13 protein-coding genes and 1 pseudogene are annotated in these 16,839 nt (G+C 64.5%); 9 read left to right on the top strand and 5 right to left on the bottom strand.

Going from position 1 to position 16,839, the window contains the following annotated elements; translation table 11 throughout:
• The first annotated feature begins 468 nt into the window (after window positions 1–468).
• A complete protein-coding gene (locus OXS27_RS29245; protein ID WP_267360947.1) occupies window positions 469–4,218 on the top strand; it encodes a PAS domain S-box protein in 3,750 nt (1,249 codons plus the stop codon).
• A 512-nt stretch (window positions 4,219–4,730) separates the two neighbouring features.
• Window positions 4,731–5,162, top strand: coding sequence for a response regulator (locus OXS27_RS29240; protein ID WP_267360945.1), 432 nt, complete (start codon window positions 4,731–4,733; stop codon window positions 5,160–5,162).
• 36 nt (window positions 5,163–5,198) lie between these two features.
• On the opposite strand, the gene OXS27_RS29235 is transcribed toward OXS27_RS29240, so the two are convergent.
• The gene (locus tag OXS27_RS29235) at window positions 5,199–5,387 is read right to left on the bottom strand and encodes a hypothetical protein (protein ID WP_267360943.1); all 189 of its coding nucleotides are present in this window, start codon (window positions 5,385–5,387) and stop codon (window positions 5,199–5,201) included.
• A 1,296-nt stretch (window positions 5,388–6,683) separates the two neighbouring features.
• On the opposite strand from OXS27_RS29235, the gene OXS27_RS29230 reads away from it, so the two are divergent.
• A complete protein-coding gene (locus OXS27_RS29230) occupies window positions 6,684–6,917 on the top strand; it encodes a hypothetical protein (RefSeq protein WP_267360941.1) in 234 nt (77 codons plus the stop codon).
• Between the two features lie 291 nt (window positions 6,918–7,208).
• Here OXS27_RS29230 and OXS27_RS29225 read toward each other — a convergent pair whose 3' ends face one another.
• Window positions 7,209–7,526: a hypothetical protein gene (locus OXS27_RS29225; RefSeq protein WP_267360939.1), complete on the bottom strand. Its 318-nt coding sequence runs from the start codon at window positions 7,524–7,526 to the stop codon at window positions 7,209–7,211.
• Between the two features lie 176 nt (window positions 7,527–7,702).
• Here OXS27_RS29225 and OXS27_RS29220 point away from each other — a divergent pair, with 176 nt between their 5' ends.
• Complete coding sequence (locus OXS27_RS29220; protein ID WP_267360937.1) at window positions 7,703–8,311, top strand: PAS domain-containing protein; 609 nt, start codon at window positions 7,703–7,705, stop codon at window positions 8,309–8,311.
• Window positions 8,312–8,477: 166 nt separating this feature from the next.
• Here the strand turns inward: OXS27_RS29220 and OXS27_RS29215 are convergent, their stop codons facing one another.
• Entirely contained in the window at window positions 8,478–8,780 is a 303-nt protein-coding gene (locus tag OXS27_RS29215) for a DUF6522 family protein (protein ID WP_267360935.1), read from the bottom strand.
• Window positions 8,781–8,943: 163 nt separating this feature from the next.
• On the opposite strand from OXS27_RS29215, the gene OXS27_RS29210 reads away from it, so the two are divergent.
• The 4 genes from OXS27_RS29210 (at window position 8,944) to OXS27_RS29195 (ending at window position 12,863) form a co-directional block, all read left to right on the top strand.
• Window positions 8,944–9,231, top strand: a complete 288-nt coding sequence (locus OXS27_RS29210; RefSeq protein WP_267360948.1) for a GntR family transcriptional regulator — start codon at window positions 8,944–8,946, stop codon at window positions 9,229–9,231.
• 12 nt (window positions 9,232–9,243) lie between these two features.
• Window positions 9,244–9,630 carry an FCD domain-containing protein gene (locus OXS27_RS29205; RefSeq protein WP_267360933.1) on the top strand — a complete coding sequence of 129 codons (387 nt, stop codon included), beginning with the start codon at window positions 9,244–9,246 and terminating at the stop codon, window positions 9,628–9,630.
• An 89-nt stretch (window positions 9,631–9,719) separates the two neighbouring features.
• Entirely contained in the window at window positions 9,720–11,066 is a 1,347-nt protein-coding gene (locus OXS27_RS29200) for a dicarboxylate/amino acid:cation symporter (RefSeq protein ID WP_267360931.1), read from the top strand.
• Between the two features lie 252 nt (window positions 11,067–11,318).
• Entirely contained in the window at window positions 11,319–12,863 is a 1,545-nt protein-coding gene (locus OXS27_RS29195; RefSeq protein ID WP_267360929.1) for an aspartate ammonia-lyase, read from the top strand.
• A gap of 465 nt (window positions 12,864–13,328) precedes the next feature.
• On the opposite strand, the pseudogene OXS27_RS29190 reads toward OXS27_RS29195, so the two are convergent.
• Both OXS27_RS29190 and OXS27_RS29185 read right to left on the bottom strand, forming a co-directional pair.
• Window positions 13,329–13,484, bottom strand: a pseudogene (locus tag OXS27_RS29190) (GapR family DNA-binding domain-containing protein); the annotation flags it as partial.
• Between the two features lie 85 nt (window positions 13,485–13,569).
• Window positions 13,570–16,158, bottom strand: coding sequence for a hypothetical protein (locus OXS27_RS29185; protein ID WP_267360927.1), 2,589 nt, complete (start codon window positions 16,156–16,158; stop codon window positions 13,570–13,572).
• Window positions 16,159–16,320: 162 nt separating this feature from the next.
• Here OXS27_RS29185 and OXS27_RS29180 point away from each other — a divergent pair, with 162 nt between their 5' ends.
• Window positions 16,321–16,788, top strand: coding sequence for a hypothetical protein (locus OXS27_RS29180; RefSeq protein ID WP_267360925.1), 468 nt, complete (start codon window positions 16,321–16,323; stop codon window positions 16,786–16,788).
• Window positions 16,789–16,839: the final 51 nt, after the last annotated feature.

The following is a 16,839-nucleotide window of genomic DNA, read 5'->3' as shown; positions in this document are numbered from 1 at the left end:
ATAGGGGGAAGTGAAGGACGTAGGGCGAGGATCGAGCCAGTCTCGGTCAGACCATCGCCTGGGCGTAGTTCAGAACGTCCGCGATCACCTCGCGGCCTTCCTCCAACCACGCCGCCCGGAGCCGGTCGGCCCGCATGTTGCTGGTCTAGGGCATGAACGCCGCCCGACGCGGATGACCGCGGAGCCACCGCTCCAGGCGCGAGACCGGCATCAGCGCGATGCCGCGGGTACGCGCGTATGCGACCGAAGCTCGATCTGTCAGCCGCGTGGTATCGGTCATTCTAAGCCGCGCAACGGCATGCTGTCTTTCTCCGGCAGGCCGCCTGGATCAGACGCCACATCGACCTAGGCTCGACGCCCGTTCGCCATGAAGGCAATCTCACAGTCACCTATGAAGCTTAAGCATATGATGGTTGAACGGGCGGAAGCGCCAGATTGCGTGCCATGGACTGCGAGGAGGGCAGGCCCGTGTTTCCCGTACCATCGAACGAAGAAGCGCGTCTCGCCGCCCTGCGGAACCTCGCGATCGTGGGCACGCAGCCCGAGCCCCACTTCGACGCGGTCTGCCGCCTCGCACGCTCGGTCTTCGCGGTTCCGACCGCCCTGATCTCACTCGTCGAGGAGGATCAGCAATGGTTCAAGGCAAAGTGCGGCTTCGACGTGGACGGCACGCCCAGGAGCATGGCGTTCTGCAACTACACCATCCTGTCTGACGAGATCCTCATCGTCGAGGATGCCGCGTCCGATCCACGCTTCTCGGACAACCCGCTCGTGCTTGGCGAGCCGCACATCCGTTTCTATGCGGGGGTGCCACTTTCACTCCGGCCAGATCTGCGGATCGGCTCGCTCTGCGTCATTGACACTGTGCCGCGGACCTTCTCCGACGAGCAGATCCGACAGCTTCACGACATGGCCGAGGCCGTCGTCGCGCATCTGCGGCTGCACGAAGCCAAGCGGGCGCAGACCGCCGAACTCGACGAGCGCCGCCGCATCACCATCGAACTGAAACAGACCAACTCCGTCCTTTCCAAGAGCAAGGCCGCTCTTCGGGCTGCGCACGATGCCCAGCGCGTCGCCGAGGCTGCCGCCGCGTTCGGGCATTGGCGCATCGACGCCGCCGATCGAACCATTGCTTGGAGTGAAGGAGTGGCGGCCGTGTTCGGCGCGCCCATGCCGCCTGACGGCATCCTCCCGCTCGACGAGCATCTCGGCTTCTACCATCCCGACGAGCGTGCGGCCCTACACGCGCGGATCGAGCGCGTGATCGCGGGCAGCGATCCCGAAACGCGCGACGGTTATCGCGGGCAGGCTCGCGTGATCCGGCCGGACGGCGAGGTGCGGATCGTCATGCTCCGCGGCGTGCCTAAGCGGGACCGGAACGGCGACGTTGAAGCCATCCACGGGATCATCCTCGACACGACGGAGCACGTGCGCGCTCAGGAGCAGCTTCGCGAGGTCGGCGAGGTTCTCGGCAGCACCCTCGACAGCATGGACCAGGGGCTCGTCGTCCTCGATGCCGACGAGCGCGTGCGCGCCTTCAACCGCAGCGCTGCCGAGCTTCTCGACCTACCCGCGACCGTTCTCCAGGAAGGGGCGTCACTGGCCAACATCCGCGATTACCACGCCGAGCGGGGCGACTTCACGGAAGTCCCGGCTGACCTCAAGCGCAAGCTGGCGAAGATGGGCCTTCAGCATCTGCCCGCCGTCTACGACCTGCCGCTGCCGAACGGGATGATCCTGGAGGTCCGGCGCTCCGATCGCGCGGAGGCGGGCTGGATCGTCACCTTCGCCGATGTCACGCAGCAGAGACTCACTGAGCGTGCGGTTCAGGAGAGCGAGCATCGCTACCGGCTGCTGGCCGAGAACTCGACCGACATCATCATCTGGTGCGATCTGACGACGCGCCGCCGGTACGTCTCTCCTGCCGTAACCGCCGTGCTCGGCTACGCGCCGGAGGACCTGATCGGCACCCGACCGCTCGATTTCGTCCATCCCGACGATGCCGAGGCGTATCGGCAGGTTCTGGATGATCTGACGAGCGGACGGGTCGAACGTACTCTGACTAGCCAACGCTACCGTCACCGGCAGGGCCACTGGCTCTGGCTGGAGATCTCGTTCAGCCTGACCCACGACGCGACGACAGGTCGAGCGGACGGGTACGTCGCGACGCTGCGCGACATCACGCAGCGCAAGGCCATGGAGGCGGCTCTTCGCGACAGCGAAGCGCGCTACCGCTCCGTGACCGAGGCGCAGTTGCACGAGGCGCGGGCGCACGCGGACTTCACCACCGCCACCAACGCGGCTATCCTGGCACAGCTTGCCGAGGGCGTCATCGTCACCGACGCCGCGGGTCGGATCACGCTGGTCAACAATGCCGCGGCCGAGATCCACGGCGTGGCCCGGCTCGACGTGGAGCCGGACGCCTACAGCGACACCTACCACCTGTACACTGAGGACGGACGGCCCCACCCCTCCCGCGACCTGCCGCTCGTCCGCGCTGTCAGCGGGCAGATGGTGCGCAACGCGCGCTGGCGGGTGCGACGGCCGGACGGCACCGAGGTGCTCGCCATCGGAAACGCGCAACCGCTGCTCGACCAGCAAGGCGCGCAGATCGGCGCGGTCCTCACCGTGCGCGACGATACAGCGCGTGATGCGGCCGAGACAGCCCTGCGCGATCTGAACGCCAGTCTCGCGCAGCGCGTCGCCGAGCGAACCCGTGAAGCCGAGACGGCGCGCGAACTGGCGGAGGCGGCGAGCCAAGCGAAGTCGGAGTTCCTGGCTTCGATGAGCCACGAGATCCGCACCCCGCTCAACGGTGTGATTGGGTACGCCGACCTCCTGTGCGAGGAGCCGAGTCTGAACCTCGGTGCGCGCCAACACGCCAAGCGCATCCGTATCGCAGGCGCCGCGCTGCTGACCGTGGTCAATGACGTGCTCGACTTCTCGAAGCTTGAGGCCGGGCAGGTCGAGATCGTGCCGCGGCCCTTTGCGGCTGCCGCGCTGATCGACACCACGGTCTCGATCGTGCGGGGCTCAGCCGAGGCGAAGGGGCTGACGCTCAGCGTCAGATTCGACCCTGTCTTGCCTGAGTGGTTGCTGGGTGACGAGGACCGGCTGCGGCAGGTGTTGTTGAACCTGCTCAACAACGCCGTGAAGTTCACGGCGCGGGGCCGGATCGACCTGTGCGTTTCCGCGGATGCGATGAGAGGCGATGCAGTCCAACTGCGTTGCTCAGTCCGGGATACCGGCATCGGCATACCTGCGGAGAAGCGCGACCGCCTGTTCCAGCGCTTCAGCCAAGTGGATGGCTCGATCGGGCGCGACTACGGCGGCAGCGGGTTGGGTCTAGCGATCTCGAAGGCGCTCATCGAGCGCATGGGTGGGACCATCGGGGTCGAGAGCGAGGCGGGCCACGGCTCGAACTTCTGGTTCGCGCTCGATCTATCCCTGGCTACCGAACCGGCGATCGACGCGGGGTCGCCGCGCGTGGGCAGCGTCTTCGCGGGTAGGCGCCTGCTTCTGGCTGAGGACGTGCCGCTCAACCAGGATCTCGTTCGAGCAATCCTGGAGCGAGCCGGGCACGCAGTGGACGTGGTCGGCGATGGTGCGGCGGCGGTGGCGGCCGTGCAGGCGGAAACCTACGATCTTGTGCTGATGGACGTGCATATGCCGGGCCTCGACGGTATGTCTGCCACGCGGCAGATCCGGGCGCTCGGCGGCGTGGTATCGCGGGTGCCGATCGTGGCGCTCACCGCGAATGTCCTGCCGCAGCAAGTCGCCGAGTTCCAAGCGGCGGGCATGGACGACCACGTCGGCAAGCCCTTCCGGCGTGATGCACTTCTGACTGTCATCGATCGCTGGACGATCGGTGGTGACGAGAGTGGCGTCTCGCATCCGACCATCGATCCCTCGGTGTTCGCGGACCTAAAGGAAATGGTTGGTCACGAACGCATGGCCGGTCTGTTGACGATGCTGGCGGATGAACTCGCCCAGCGGTTCGGGTCCTCGTCGCTGGCGCATGATCGTGATCGCGTCGCCCGGGATGCTCACGCGATGGTTTCGGCGACGAGCATGGTCGGCTTTTGCTCGTTGTCGGACCTGTGCCGCAGTGTCGAGGAGGCGTGCCGGTCCGGGTACGCCTACGAACCGTTGCTCGTCGAGTTGTGTAGTCGGAGCGCCGACACGATCGCGGAGATTGCCCTCCTCCGCGCAGCATGAACGACTAAGCTCAAGACACGAGATCGAAGCACTTTTCAACCACGAAACGGTACGGGTCCAGGCGGCGCCCGCCCCCTGTTGGCAGGCAGGGAACAATACCATGCGCGTGCTGCTGATCGAGGACGAAACTAGGGCAGCATCGTGGCGTACTTGAAAGTGTGCATCTGAAATCTCGATCCAGGCCCCACGCAATGATGCGGGGCAACTTGAGGATCTTTAGGACCACCGGCGACCCAGAGTCGAAATTAAAACGCCGCGCCGGAAGCGGTGACTTCCTGTACTCTGCGGCATCCACCCGTTGATGAAGCTTGCTGTCCACGTGCAGTAGGCGATCGAGGCCAATGCTCCGGAAACGGCCGAGCCTGTCTCAGATCACCGGCAGGTAGCGTCAGACACGCGATGCACCCGAGCGTTGACGATAGCCTAACTGATTTGCGGCATATCCGGCGATCCGAGCCGCGTGTCGGCTCCATTCCGCCTGCCCTCGCGCTCGCATCCTGCTCGGAGCCGCCATGCCCGCCTATCGCGAGACGCCTGTTTTGGTCGTCGATGACGTGCTGTTGATCATCGAGGTCGTGCGAACCGTGCTCGGGCAACTCGGCTTTCGCGATGTGGACGCCGCTCGCGATGGAAGCGACGCGCTGGTCCGGATGCACAAGCGCCGGTATGGGCTCGTGATCTCCGACTGGAACATGGATCAGGTCACCGGCTACGAGCTTTTGCGTCGGGTGCGGGCAGATCCGGATCTGCGCGAGACGCCGTTCCTGATGATGACCACGAAGGAACAAGCGCATTGCTTCGAAGCAGCCCGCCGGGCAGGCGTGAATGGCTGCTTGATCAAGCCGTTCAGCCCTGCGGCCCTGCGCAAGGCGATCGAGGATGTCTGGCCCGCCGATCATTTCCCGACAGGCAGTAGCAGTGTGAGCGCGACCTCTCTGCTGTAGGCGTCCCAACGCTCAGGCCGACCGTCAGATCACCGGCTAGTTGCCCTGAACGATCGCCGTCCCGAACAGAGCCTCGTGCCCGACGTAGTACAGGGTGGCACCCTCAGGCTGTCGCACGCCGGGTACGGCCAAGTGGATCCGGAGCAGGAGACGGTTCCGGTCGCCGAGGATTGGGTTGCGCCGGGTCAGGGCCAGTATCGCCGGATTGCAGTCTGGGAACGACATGAAGTCCGCAGTCGTGCTCTTACAAGTGCCGTCCGTCATCTGCGCTCAGTTACAGCAAGGGTCGGATCAGGACGCGCTTCGGGAACGAGCATGGTGCGCTGCGATTTTGATTGTGCAGTGCAGCGTCGATCGGACCACCAAGATTTTGCCTCCTCACCCTAAGCCACAGTCCAATCCGCAAACCTGCGAGGTGAAGATCGCAGGCTCCTGGCACCTCGTCGGTTTGGACGCAGCGATGACCGCTCATCTCTCCGCGCCGAAGCGCTGTCCTGTCTGCCACGGATTGATCGCGATCAACGCGATAGGGCGACCACCCCGGCGCCGGTTCGTGCATCGAAAGGCGCACACGGGATGCCCACGAAGTCCAAGCAACTACTCGGGCATACCTCGACGGCATCCCGAGTCGGTCACGTAGGCGCTCCTCGCAGAGGCTGGTCGTCTATCGATCGCGGGCATGGTCTCGGCGCGTCATGCGCAAGCGCGTGATCACACACGTGGCCGTCCTGCTAAGGCGCCTCCCCAACAGCACAGGACCAATCATGTTGGGGAGTTCTCCCGGCGTGAGACAGATATCACCTCGAACGTCGTGCCGACCTCCGCAATCGTGTCCGTCCTGACGATCAGCGGGTATTTCGGCGTGGGCATGTGATCCGGTTCGTTGACACTCTGATCGCCATCAGACCCGTGGCCGCCTACCCGTCGCTCGCTACAAACGGATGCCCGCTGGCGAAGACCGCTGCCGTGCGCTGAGGCTCGGTCTGGCGCGGCGACCAGCAACATCACTGACGTTGCCGGAGCGGCTGAGAAGACCGGGAGGCTCTAAAAAAATGCGCGGGGCAGCCTCGGAGTGGTCGCGGCGATCTGAGGGACTACGCACCGTGGTCGCCCATTCCGCGCAACTGTTCGGGCCGCCTGAGCCGCGACTCACGGGGCTAACGGTGTTGCGTCCACCACCAGCCCCAACGGCCGCTTCCGACCTCCTGGGCGGCCTTCCACCTGCTGCGGTCGCGCCGTACCGCCCGCGCCGAGCAACCGTGTCACAGGCCAGCACTAAGCAATGCTCGAACCAGCATCCGGTAGACGAGCGGCGCGCGTGACTTCTTGATCACACCCAGCGCGTTGCGCATGACTGAATACAGGTTTGTTGATCCGATATCGCTCTCGATTTTGCAGTATATCGACTATGTCTTATGCCCATCTGCGTTATGGTGCGTCGCACGCGAAGCATGCCGCAACGCACAAATCTGTGGTTCACTCCGGTCACTGGTCTCCCGACCGGCTCATCCGGAGATGGATATGCGCTCGACCCTCACCTTCGCCGTCATCGTCGCGTCGCTCGCTGCTGGGTCCGCCTCGGCTGATGAGCGCCTACACATCATACCGCCGCTCTACCGCGATCACGCTCGAAGCACCCAGGCGGTGCGGCACAGCAGTGACCTGATCACGACACCACAGCCGGTCCGCGCCCCGACCCCGCTGGACGTGGAGCCTATGAAGGCCGGAACCGAGATCGTAGCTTCGGCCCGCTGACGCACGGGAGTAGGCTGCGCTCACGTGTTCCGTTGCGCTCGTCAAAGCCGAGAGCCTTCGCTCGGTTTCGGGACGGCGTTCGCCGTGAGCCTGCTTCGGGGACGACGCTGGTTTTGTGGTCTGGACAGCGCGCTGACCCATAGGTGAGCCAGGGCGCGTTCGGATGACACGCGGCCGAGCTACGGCAGGCGCCGCCGGGAGACCACGCGGTCAGAAGCGGGGTTGCGCAACACAGACTGGGACGGCGCCATCGCCCAATCTGATCACCGACCGGCCCCTGGTCATCCTGCGTCAGGTCCGTTCGGCAACCGCTTGTACAAGGGCCAGAAGGCGGTGGCGTTCCTCAAGATCACCGATGCGTCTGAAGGCATGCAGCAACGCGGCGCAATCCCGGTCGAGATCAGCCGCCCCATCTCCGTGAGCGCCTCGCCCTAACGTAACAGCATTCGGTGGTTGATACAGCGCCGCCTGCGGCACCTGTAGCGCGTCGGCGATGCGGCTCAGAAGCTTGCTGTGCCGCGTTCCCTTCGAGGACGCAGGATAGCCGGAGCGGTCTTCGTCCGGTGCGCCTGGAACAGGCATGCTGTGAGGAGGTGTCTTCGAGCCCATCCAGCGCCTCCCATCGAGCAGCCAGTTCTATGCTGGGCCTCTTGTATACAGACGGCGACAAAAGATGGAGTGTCGTACACGCAACAGTGGCGTCTGTTTCAAGAAAATCGCATTGAGGTTGTATGACATTACCGTGTACAAGATGACCACCTCATGTGCGAATGCAGGGACCCGAAATGCCCAAGCGTGCCTCCCTCGGTGGTCAGACCTGTCCTGACGCATTCCAAACTGCGCTCGACGCACTCGACGTGATCGGCCGTTGGGAATGGAACGCGACGACCGACAAGGCATGCTCTGACACGTTCGTGGCGCTGCTGTTCAATCTCGACCCGATCGCGGCTGAGGACGGTGTACCGCTCACGGCATACCTCGACGCCGTCCACGCCGAAGACCAGGACCGCGTTGTCGGCTTGATCCGTCGCAGTGCTCAAGAAGGCAGCGCCTACCTAACCGAATACCGGGTGACCTCAGCCGATGGCCGGACCCGCTGGGTGCTTGCGCGTGGCCGCTTCACCAACGATCACCACGGCCGACCGCTCGGCGGTAGCGGCATCCTCGTGGACATTACCCGGATGCGAATGTCTGAGGGCACGTTCAACGAGGTTGAGACTACCTCGGCCGTCCTGCCTTTAGATCGGGCGGCCGACCATGCCATTGCGGCCCAACAAGCGATCGTGGATTTGCGGGATCCGGAGCTGAAGGCCCACGCGGACAAGCTGCTGATGGCGCTGGGCCGCAAACTTGCCCAGCGGGAGGTTCAGGACCGCCGCAAGCGCATGAACTGAGTGAGAGCCCCGCCACCCAGTTCGTTCAAAGGCTGACGGGGCTCGGTGCCGTTCCTCACGGCAAAGGGCCAGAACGCGACGCGGCCCGGGAGTAGGATGAGGATGGCAGTTAGCCGACTTCAAGCGGCGTTGGCTCATCGTCAGGTCGTAATGACACCCGATGGAACTACCTCTGGATTATTTGCGCCGCCCTGCGCCTATTGACGACCATGGCGCTCGGCTGGGGCTCCCACCGGAACTCAGAGAGCAGGCGGCCATCAGCGAGGAAGATACCCTGCCAGCCGAATTTGCCGACGATGATTGTCACACGGCAGCGGCCCTCATCACGGCCGTACCCACGATCAAGGCGGCTATCGATGTGGCCGAGAATAGCTTGCCGCCGTAGAGCGTACTCTTCCATCCCGAGCCGACGAGCTTGTTCGGCTGGTGTGATCAGCCAACCGCCCTGCTCATCAAGTTCCAGACGCACGCACTTATCCTCCGCGAGTCGAGAGTACAGTGCAGACACCGGTCCGAACGGTCAGGCGGCGGGTCTAGCAGCGCCTCCTGGTCCCGATTAGAGCCAAGCCACCGGGGCCTCCCCATACTGGTACACTGCTTGCGTGCAGATCTTGTATGGAAGCTTGATCCGCATGCAGAACTCTGCCGCTGCAAACTCGATCGACCGCATCATCGTGGATGCCATCCTTGCCGGTCGTATCTCGGCAGGGACGCGCCTCGGGGAGCAGTGCCTCGCCACCCTGTTCTCGGTTTCGCGCACGGTCACAAGCGAGGCGCTGATCCGCTTGGATGCGCGAGGTATCGTTCAGGTGAGCGCGCGCCGTGGCTGGTTCGTGATCAAGCCGTCCTTCGAGGAGGCTCAGGAAGCCTTCCAGGCCCGTCAGGCCAAAGAGATGGGCATCCTCATGGCCGTCCATTGACTCGGGCCTGAGGTGGTGGACAGGCTGCGGGCGCACATCGTTCAGGAACGTGAGGCCATCGCATCCGGGGACCTGGAGGCTCGCAGCTTCCTGCTCGGCGACTTTCACGTCTGCCTCGTCGAGGCGCTCGGCAATCGCGTGCTCGCCGAGATCCTGCGCGATCTCACCGCGCGCACGATCCTGATCTCGGCGCTCTATCAGTCCAGCCACGACGCGACAGTCTCCTGCGACGAGCACGAGGCGATTACAGACGCGCTCGCCGAGGGTGACCTGAAGCGGGCCGCCGACCTCATGGTCTCTCACATCGGCAACGTCGAGGCAGGGCTCACGCGTGCCAAAGACGACGATCCACTGACCAGCCTTCGTCAAGCCCTGAAGCTCTCGAAGACGCGAGACTAAGAGCGGGCTCGGCCAAGCCAAACAAGAAACGACGCCACCGACTTGTGTTCTGCGTATCCCCACAAGCTACACATTGAGGAGATCACGTGATGTCGGTCCCATCCATACCTGTCGCCACGTCGGAGAAGGTGCGCCAGCCGCTCTACAAATCGCTGTTCCTCCAGGTCGTCGTCGGTCTCGTGCTCGGCATCGTGCTGGGCATGGTCACACCCGAGTTCGCGCAGCAACTGAAGGTGCTGTCCGACGCATTCCTGAAACTCATCTCGATGATCGTCGCGCCGATCGTATTCTGCGTCGTCGTGCACGGTATTGCTGGAACAGGTGACCTTAAGAAGGTCGGTCGCGTCGGCGTCAAGGCGCTGGTCTACTTCGAGGCGATGACCACTGTCGCGCTGATCCTCGGGATCGTGCTGGCCTACCTCGTTGGTCCCGGCCACGGCATGAACATCAACACCGCCACCCTCGACGGCAAGGCGCTCAGCACCTACACCGACAACGCCAATAAGCTGCATACCGGCGGCTTCTCCAGCTTCCTGCTCAACATCATCCCGACCACCTCGTTCGACGCCCTGGCGCGCAACGACGTGCTCCAGGTCCTGTTTTTCGCCATCATCTTCGGCGTCAGCCTCGCCCTGTACGGCGGACCTCAAGGGCAGAAGGTCACCGACTTGATCGACGCGATCTCGGGCGTGCTGTTCAAGGCGATGGGTCTGATCGTGCGCACAGCCCCGCTCGGCGTGCTGGGGGCGGTGGCCTACACGGTCGGCAAGTACGGCGTCGGCTCCCTCACGCAGTTGCTGTCGCTCGTCGGCCTGTATTACGTCGCCGTGGCCGTCTTCGTGCTGGTCATCCTCGGTGGGGTGATGCGGCTGGCGGGCGTGAGCATCATCAAGTTCCTGGCCTATCTGCGCGAAGAACTCACCATCGTGCTGGGCACCGCCTCGTCCGACGCGGTGCTGCCACAGATCATGCGCAAGCTGGAGTACATGGGCGTAAAGCCGTCCGTGGTTGGCCTCGTGGTGCCCACCGGCTACTCGTTCAACCTCGACGCGTTCTCGATCTACCTGACGCTGGCTGTGGTGTTCATCGCGCAGGCGACCGGCACGCCGCTGTCGCTTGGCGACCTCCTGCTGGTGCTCGGCATCTCGCTGGTCACTTCGAAGGGCGCGCACGGCGTACCGGGCTCCGCGATCGTCATCCTGGCCGCCACGCTGAACGCCGTACCATCGATCCCGGCGATCGGGCTCGTGCTGGTGCTATCGGTGGACTGGTTCATCGGGATGGCGCGCGCGGTTGGCAACCTGATCGGCAATTGCGTCGCGACCGTCGTGGTGGCAGCTTGGGAGGGCGACCTCGACAGGGCGCGTGCGCATGCCGTGCTCGACAGCCCGCCGCCGGACCTCGCGGTGATCTCGGCGGCCCAGCAACCCGCCTGACTTGAAAGAGGCAACCCCGTGCGGTCCCAAGCGGTCCGCACGGATCTATGTGCATCGGCAAGAAGGCGGGTGGATGTCGTTCAAAGGCCAGGGCTGCGGCAGGGCGCGCAACCTGTCGCCTTCGAGATCGTCTGAAAAGCTGGATCCGGCGAGCGTGAAGCGTTCGTGTCAAGCTGAGGACAAGGATCTCCTCGCTCGGATCCTGCACTGATCCCGACGAAGTAGCCCATCTCGGAAACGTGGAGTGGTCTCATGGCGAGGAAGCCCGTGCAGATAGCCGCCGATCAGACCGTGAAGCCGCCCGAGGCAGAGATCGAAGGGGGGCAGTCCACTGAGCTTGCGGTCGCCACCGTCCGCACCGTGGACCTGGAGACCACAAAGACCCGCTCCGAGCATGACCTGCTCGGTGACGGCGACGTTCCGGCCGACGCGCTCTGGGGCATCCACACCAAGCGCGCAGTGACGAACTTCCCGATCACGGGCGTGCCGGTCGGCCACTTCCCAGAATTCGTCCGGGCGCTCGCGCTGGTGAAGCAGGCTGCTGCGCGCGCCAACCGGCGTCTCGGCTACCTGGAGCCGGACAAGGCCGATCTGATAGACCGGGCTTGCACCCTGGTCGCCGAGGATCGCAGCTACGACGCGGCCTTCGTGGTCGATGCGATCCAGGGCGGAGCGGGCACCTCCACGAACATGAACACCAACGAGGTGATCGCCAACGTGGCGCTGGGCCTGATGGGGAGGAAGCCGGGCGACTACGCCGCGCTCCACCCCAATGACGACGTGAACATGGCCCAGTCCACCAACGACGCCTACCCGACTGCCTTGCGGCTGGCGGTGATCTTCGGGACGCAGCCGCTGGTGAAGGCGCTGGACGACCTCGCCTACGCGTTCAAGGGCAAGGCCGTGGAGTTCGCCGACGTGCTCAAGATGGGCCGCACCCAATTGCAGGACGCCGTGCCGATGACGCTCGGCCAGGAGTTCGACGGCTTCCACGCCACCATCAAGGAGGACGTGGCGCGCCTGGGCGAGATCGCCGGGCTGTTCCGCGAGGTGAATCTCGGGGCCACCGCCATCGGCACTGGCATCAACGCGGACCCGCGCTACGCCGCGCTGGCGGTCGAGGAACTCTCGCGCGTCTCCGGCCAGCCGATGGTGCTGGCCTCGAACCTGATCGAGGCGACCTCGGATCTCGGTGCCTTCGTGCTGTTCTCCGGAACCTTGAAGCGGGTGGCGGTGAAGCTGTCGAAGATCTGCAACGACCTGCGGCTGTTGTCCTCCGGCCCGCGCACCGGCTTCGGCGAGATCCGATTGCCTGCCGTGCAGGCGGGCTCTTCGATCATGCCGGGCAAGGTCAACCCGGTGATCCCAGAGGTGGTCAACCAAGTCGCCTACATGGTCATTGGGCAGGACCTCACCGTGACGCTCTGTGCCGAGGGCGGCCAGCTTCAACTGAACGCCTTTGAGCCGACGATCGGCTACTGCGTCCTATCCAGCTTGCGCATGCTGACGGCAGCGGTGGACACGCTGACGAAGCGCTGCGTTGAGGGCATCGAGGCCGACCGCGAGCGCTGCCGCGCCCTGGTCCAGGGCTCGATCGGGCTGGTCACCGCGCTTGCGCCGACGCTCGGCTACGAGGCGAGTTCGCGGGTGGCGCAGCGCGCGCTCAAGGAGAACCGCCCGGTGGCCGACCTCGTCTTAGAGGAGGGCCTGCTCACAGCCGAGCAACTTAATAAGCTTCTCGAACTGGAAGCGATGATCCAGCCGACGCGGCGCCAGAGGGTGGCCACCTCGCCATAAGGAGGGACAATGCGGGCGCGCCGATCACGGCGCAGACCGTGAACTGCCTATGAATGTTCGTGGCTGCCGCAACAGCACGTCGTCTGCTTGGACGCATTGAAGCGAGGACGTGCGCGTCCAATTCCCAATTGCGACTAGGCGTCGGGGTGCCGAAGACCATGATCGTGGAGATCGAGTGCTGAGCGGCTGCTCAAACTCGTCCGGGAGATCACTGCCGACCAGGGCGGGCGCGAAGGCCGCGGAGGCAACGGGGTGTGCGGAACTTTTGCGCGGCCTACGAGGCCGAGGTGTTCGGCGGTAGCACCAAGACAGCGTGGATGACTTCCACCTTGATCGTGAGCTTTGCCCAGCGGTCATAGACGCGCTGTAGCTCAAACAATCGCTTCCAGAAGAGCGCCTGCACGGGGTCATGCAATGATGAGCAGGACGGCACGTTGCTGCGCCGTCCCGGCCCAGAGTTATGGCTCAGGCGGCTTCTGCCAAGGGCGCTGACGACGGCGCATCCATGGCCCGCAGGTACACGTCGAGCAAGGTCTCCTGCTCGTCGCGCTCGTCCTTGTCCTGCTTGCGGATCTTCAGGATCTCCTTGAGCACCTTCACGTCCGGGCCCTCGCCCTTGGCTTAAGCTTCGAACAAGCCGAGCCTTCGGTCTTCGCCCACGGTTGCGCATCGAGGGCGCGCGACCGCAGGCTCCAGTATCGACAGATCACGCCGCCAGCTTACCCTGACGCTTCCCGGCCGACTGCCGTTCGAACGTCGCGTTCGTGAGCCGGATCTCGCGCTCGGTCAGCTTCGAGGACTTGGGCAGGAGCCGAACGTCGGCGATATCGGCCGCCGCCATCTTCTTGCGCCAGTAGGCCACCTTCGAGCGCTCCGCGTCCGACATCGCCCCTTCTCCATCGAGGCTGCGAACCGGCTCGTCGATGATGACACCGGGCACGTGCTCGATCCTGCCCCCGAGACGCCCGTGCAGGTACTCCGCCTGCCGCTTCGAGAACACGTAGATCACGACCGGCTCGGCAGACGCAAAGTCGCGCAGCACGCACCGCATCACGAATTGGTACAGGGCGTTGTACTCCCGCCAGTCAATCAGTTCCTGCGCCGTCATCCCGCACACCTCGCGGAGCGTGCCGATCTCAAACTGGCTGGCCTTCATAGCCGCCAGCCACGCCACGCGCTTGTAGTGCTGAAGATCGTTGCGCCCGTGAGCCTTCGGGCTGATGTAGTCGCGCTGATCGAGCTTGGCCTTCGCGCGCAGGCGCTCGTTGGCCGTCCAAAGCACCGGCTCGGCATCCGCGTCCTCCTTAATCCAGCCGCTCACCGCCTCCAGAGGCGTGTCGCCCTCGCGGAACCGGGTGATCGAACTGTCCCGATGTTGCGAGAAGTACCGGATCGTCACCCGGTCGGCGGTCGGCACGAGGCGCTGGCGACGCTCGAATTCGATGGCCTCAAAGCCCACGCCCCACTTCTCGGACCACGCCTTGACGGTGACGGACTTCGTCGCCTCGTCGCCGAGCAGGCGCACAGCCTTGAAAGCGCTGAGGTTCAGGGGGGAGACGATGGCGAAGAACTCCAACCGGCCGCCCTCGGCCGGATCGTCCCACGCCTTGCGCTTCACCCAGACGAAGGTGTTGGCCTTCGCCAGCAGCACGCACAGGCCGTGGTGGACCTTGTCGTAGTCATCCACGTCCGTCGCGCGGGCGAGGTTACGACCGGCGCCGGTCAGCCCAAGGCTGTAGCAGGCACCGTCCTCGGCTTCGGGACGCACGTACTTGCACAGCACGTCGCGGTGGTTGGCGGCATCGATCCGGAACACCTCGAAAATGTCCGGGACCTCATCGTACACGATGGTGCAGTCACCCCATTGGGACCAGTCCATCTGCGCCGCCGCGGCCTGCGTCACGAACACGAGGGCGGGCTTGCCCGCCGGTTCTTCGTCGAGCCTCTTGCGGATGCCGAACAACTGGAGCGGCACGCGCAGGTCGTGGCGCTGGCTGTGCGCCACCTCGATGCGAAAGCGGACGGCCGTGCGAGGTCCGGCGATCTCGAAAAACTCCTGACGGCGCTTCTCGATGGTCTCAATCTTGTCCACCACGTAGACGGCCCGGCCACCTTCGCGGGCGATGCGGGCGAGTTCGTCGTGGGTCTTGCCCTCTCCGCACTCGCCCTCCTTGACGAGCACGGTCAGTCCGGTCTCGTCCGTGTCCACGATCGAGGACCAGTCCTCCTCGGTCTCCTCGGCCGGGAGGTCCATGATCCAGTCCATCAGGTCGGCGGCCTTCTGCTCGCCATGCACCCGGATGAAGTGGTCGCCGTCAGTAGCGTCGATCTGGCGGAGCAGCCGGTCCACCTCGCCGTAGCTGAGCTTGCCGCCGGTCTTGGCCCACACCATGCCGAGGAGCGAGCGCATGGTCTCGTAGTGGCTGCTCCCGACGACGCACGTCGCGTAGAGGTTCTGCCACGCCGGGTTAAAGACGGCAGGGTTGTCGATGCCGATCTCGGGCCGAACGTTGCGGTTGGCACGGCGCTCACGGGCGGCGGCCATCTGGGCAGGCGTCCGCTGCGCCCGCGGCGGACGCGGCTCCTTCTGAACGAGGTACGGCGCCCAACAGCCGGAGTGCTCCTCCTGAAGAAGCTTTTGCTGGGCCAGGGCATCGTCCACGCCCATCGGCCGCGCGTGAAGCCGCTCAACGACCGTCGTGGTGTGGGGCGGCGCGAACAGGAAGTCGCCCGGATCGTAGATCGAAAAATCGGCCTGCTCGCCGAACGCGACCGCGTTCAGCCACACGGCAATCCGCAGCATCTCGGTGCGGGTGAGATCGCGGTCGGTGTCGATGACGACCCGGAACTTCGGCTTTTCGGCCGTGTGGCCGAAGCTCGTGTACATGAAGTAGGAGTAGCCCATCGCGCCGAGGGCGGCGGCCACGTCCTGCATCGAGATGATCGGGCGGCCGGTGTTGGCGTTGTCCACGTCGGCGATGAAGACGGAGAGCACCTCCGCCTCCGCCGCGCCCGACCGCCACTCGCCGCGCTTCGTGAACGACCGTCCGGTCGAGCGGTTGGTAAAGGTCTGCTCGGTGACCTCGTAGAGGGTCGGCACCCAGCCGTAGGTCTCGGCCTTGTTGGCCTGCGCCTTCGGATAGTGCAGCTTGACGATGGTGTGGTCGCGAAGGGCAACAAACGACGGCAGATCGTGAGAGTCGGTGATCCACCTCATGTCGAGGCGAGAAAGGCCGGTCGTCTCGTCGGCAAAGATGCGCGTGAAGTCGCTCACGCAATAGGTGCGTTGGGTCACGAAAATTGCTTTCCTGAAATGGATGTTGCGCCTCAAAACGAGGCTCGCTGATCGTAGTATGGCCCATACAGAGCCGTCGATATTTATCTCACGTCGAAAGATATTGAAGGCCAGATCCGGCCCGGATACCGTGAGACTTTCAGCACGAAGAGGTATTTCTACATGAGTAAGTCTTTTGCTTGTCGGGCCAAGCCTACTGCACCTCGGATCCGCTACCCCGACGTTTGGTCCGCGATCCGCGCGCTCTCGCGCATCCACAGCGGGATTAAGGGGCAGAGCGTCCCCGCTGAGGTGATGGACTTCTACATCGCGATGAAGGGCGGGGACCGTCACCGGCCGGACATGCTGAAGAAGGTCGTGCTGTCGATGGCCGATGCGATCCAGAATGACGTTCGTAATCGTCGGACCTTGTACGACCTCGCGATGACGCGCCTCGCGAGCAAGGTTTTGTCGCTGAAACCCGATCGCTTGGAGCAGTGGCTTCAGGGCCACCCGCGGCGGGCGGCGTTCATGCCCAAGTCGAGCATCACGCGGGCGGAGTGCCTTCGGAAGGCGTGGTTGGAGGAGGGCCGCGAAATCATCGCTGACGTGTTCGACTACGCTGATGCGATGACCCGCACGAGGTTCTGATCAAAGTCTAAGATCCTTGGCCGCCCTGCCTTGGTTCTCATCGCCATCTCA

Source organism: Methylobacterium sp. GC_Met_3, from assembly GCF_026540775.1.
Classification (GTDB): Bacteria; Pseudomonadota; Alphaproteobacteria; order Rhizobiales; family Beijerinckiaceae; genus Methylobacterium.
This window is presented reverse-complemented; position numbering and strand designations above follow the sequence as displayed.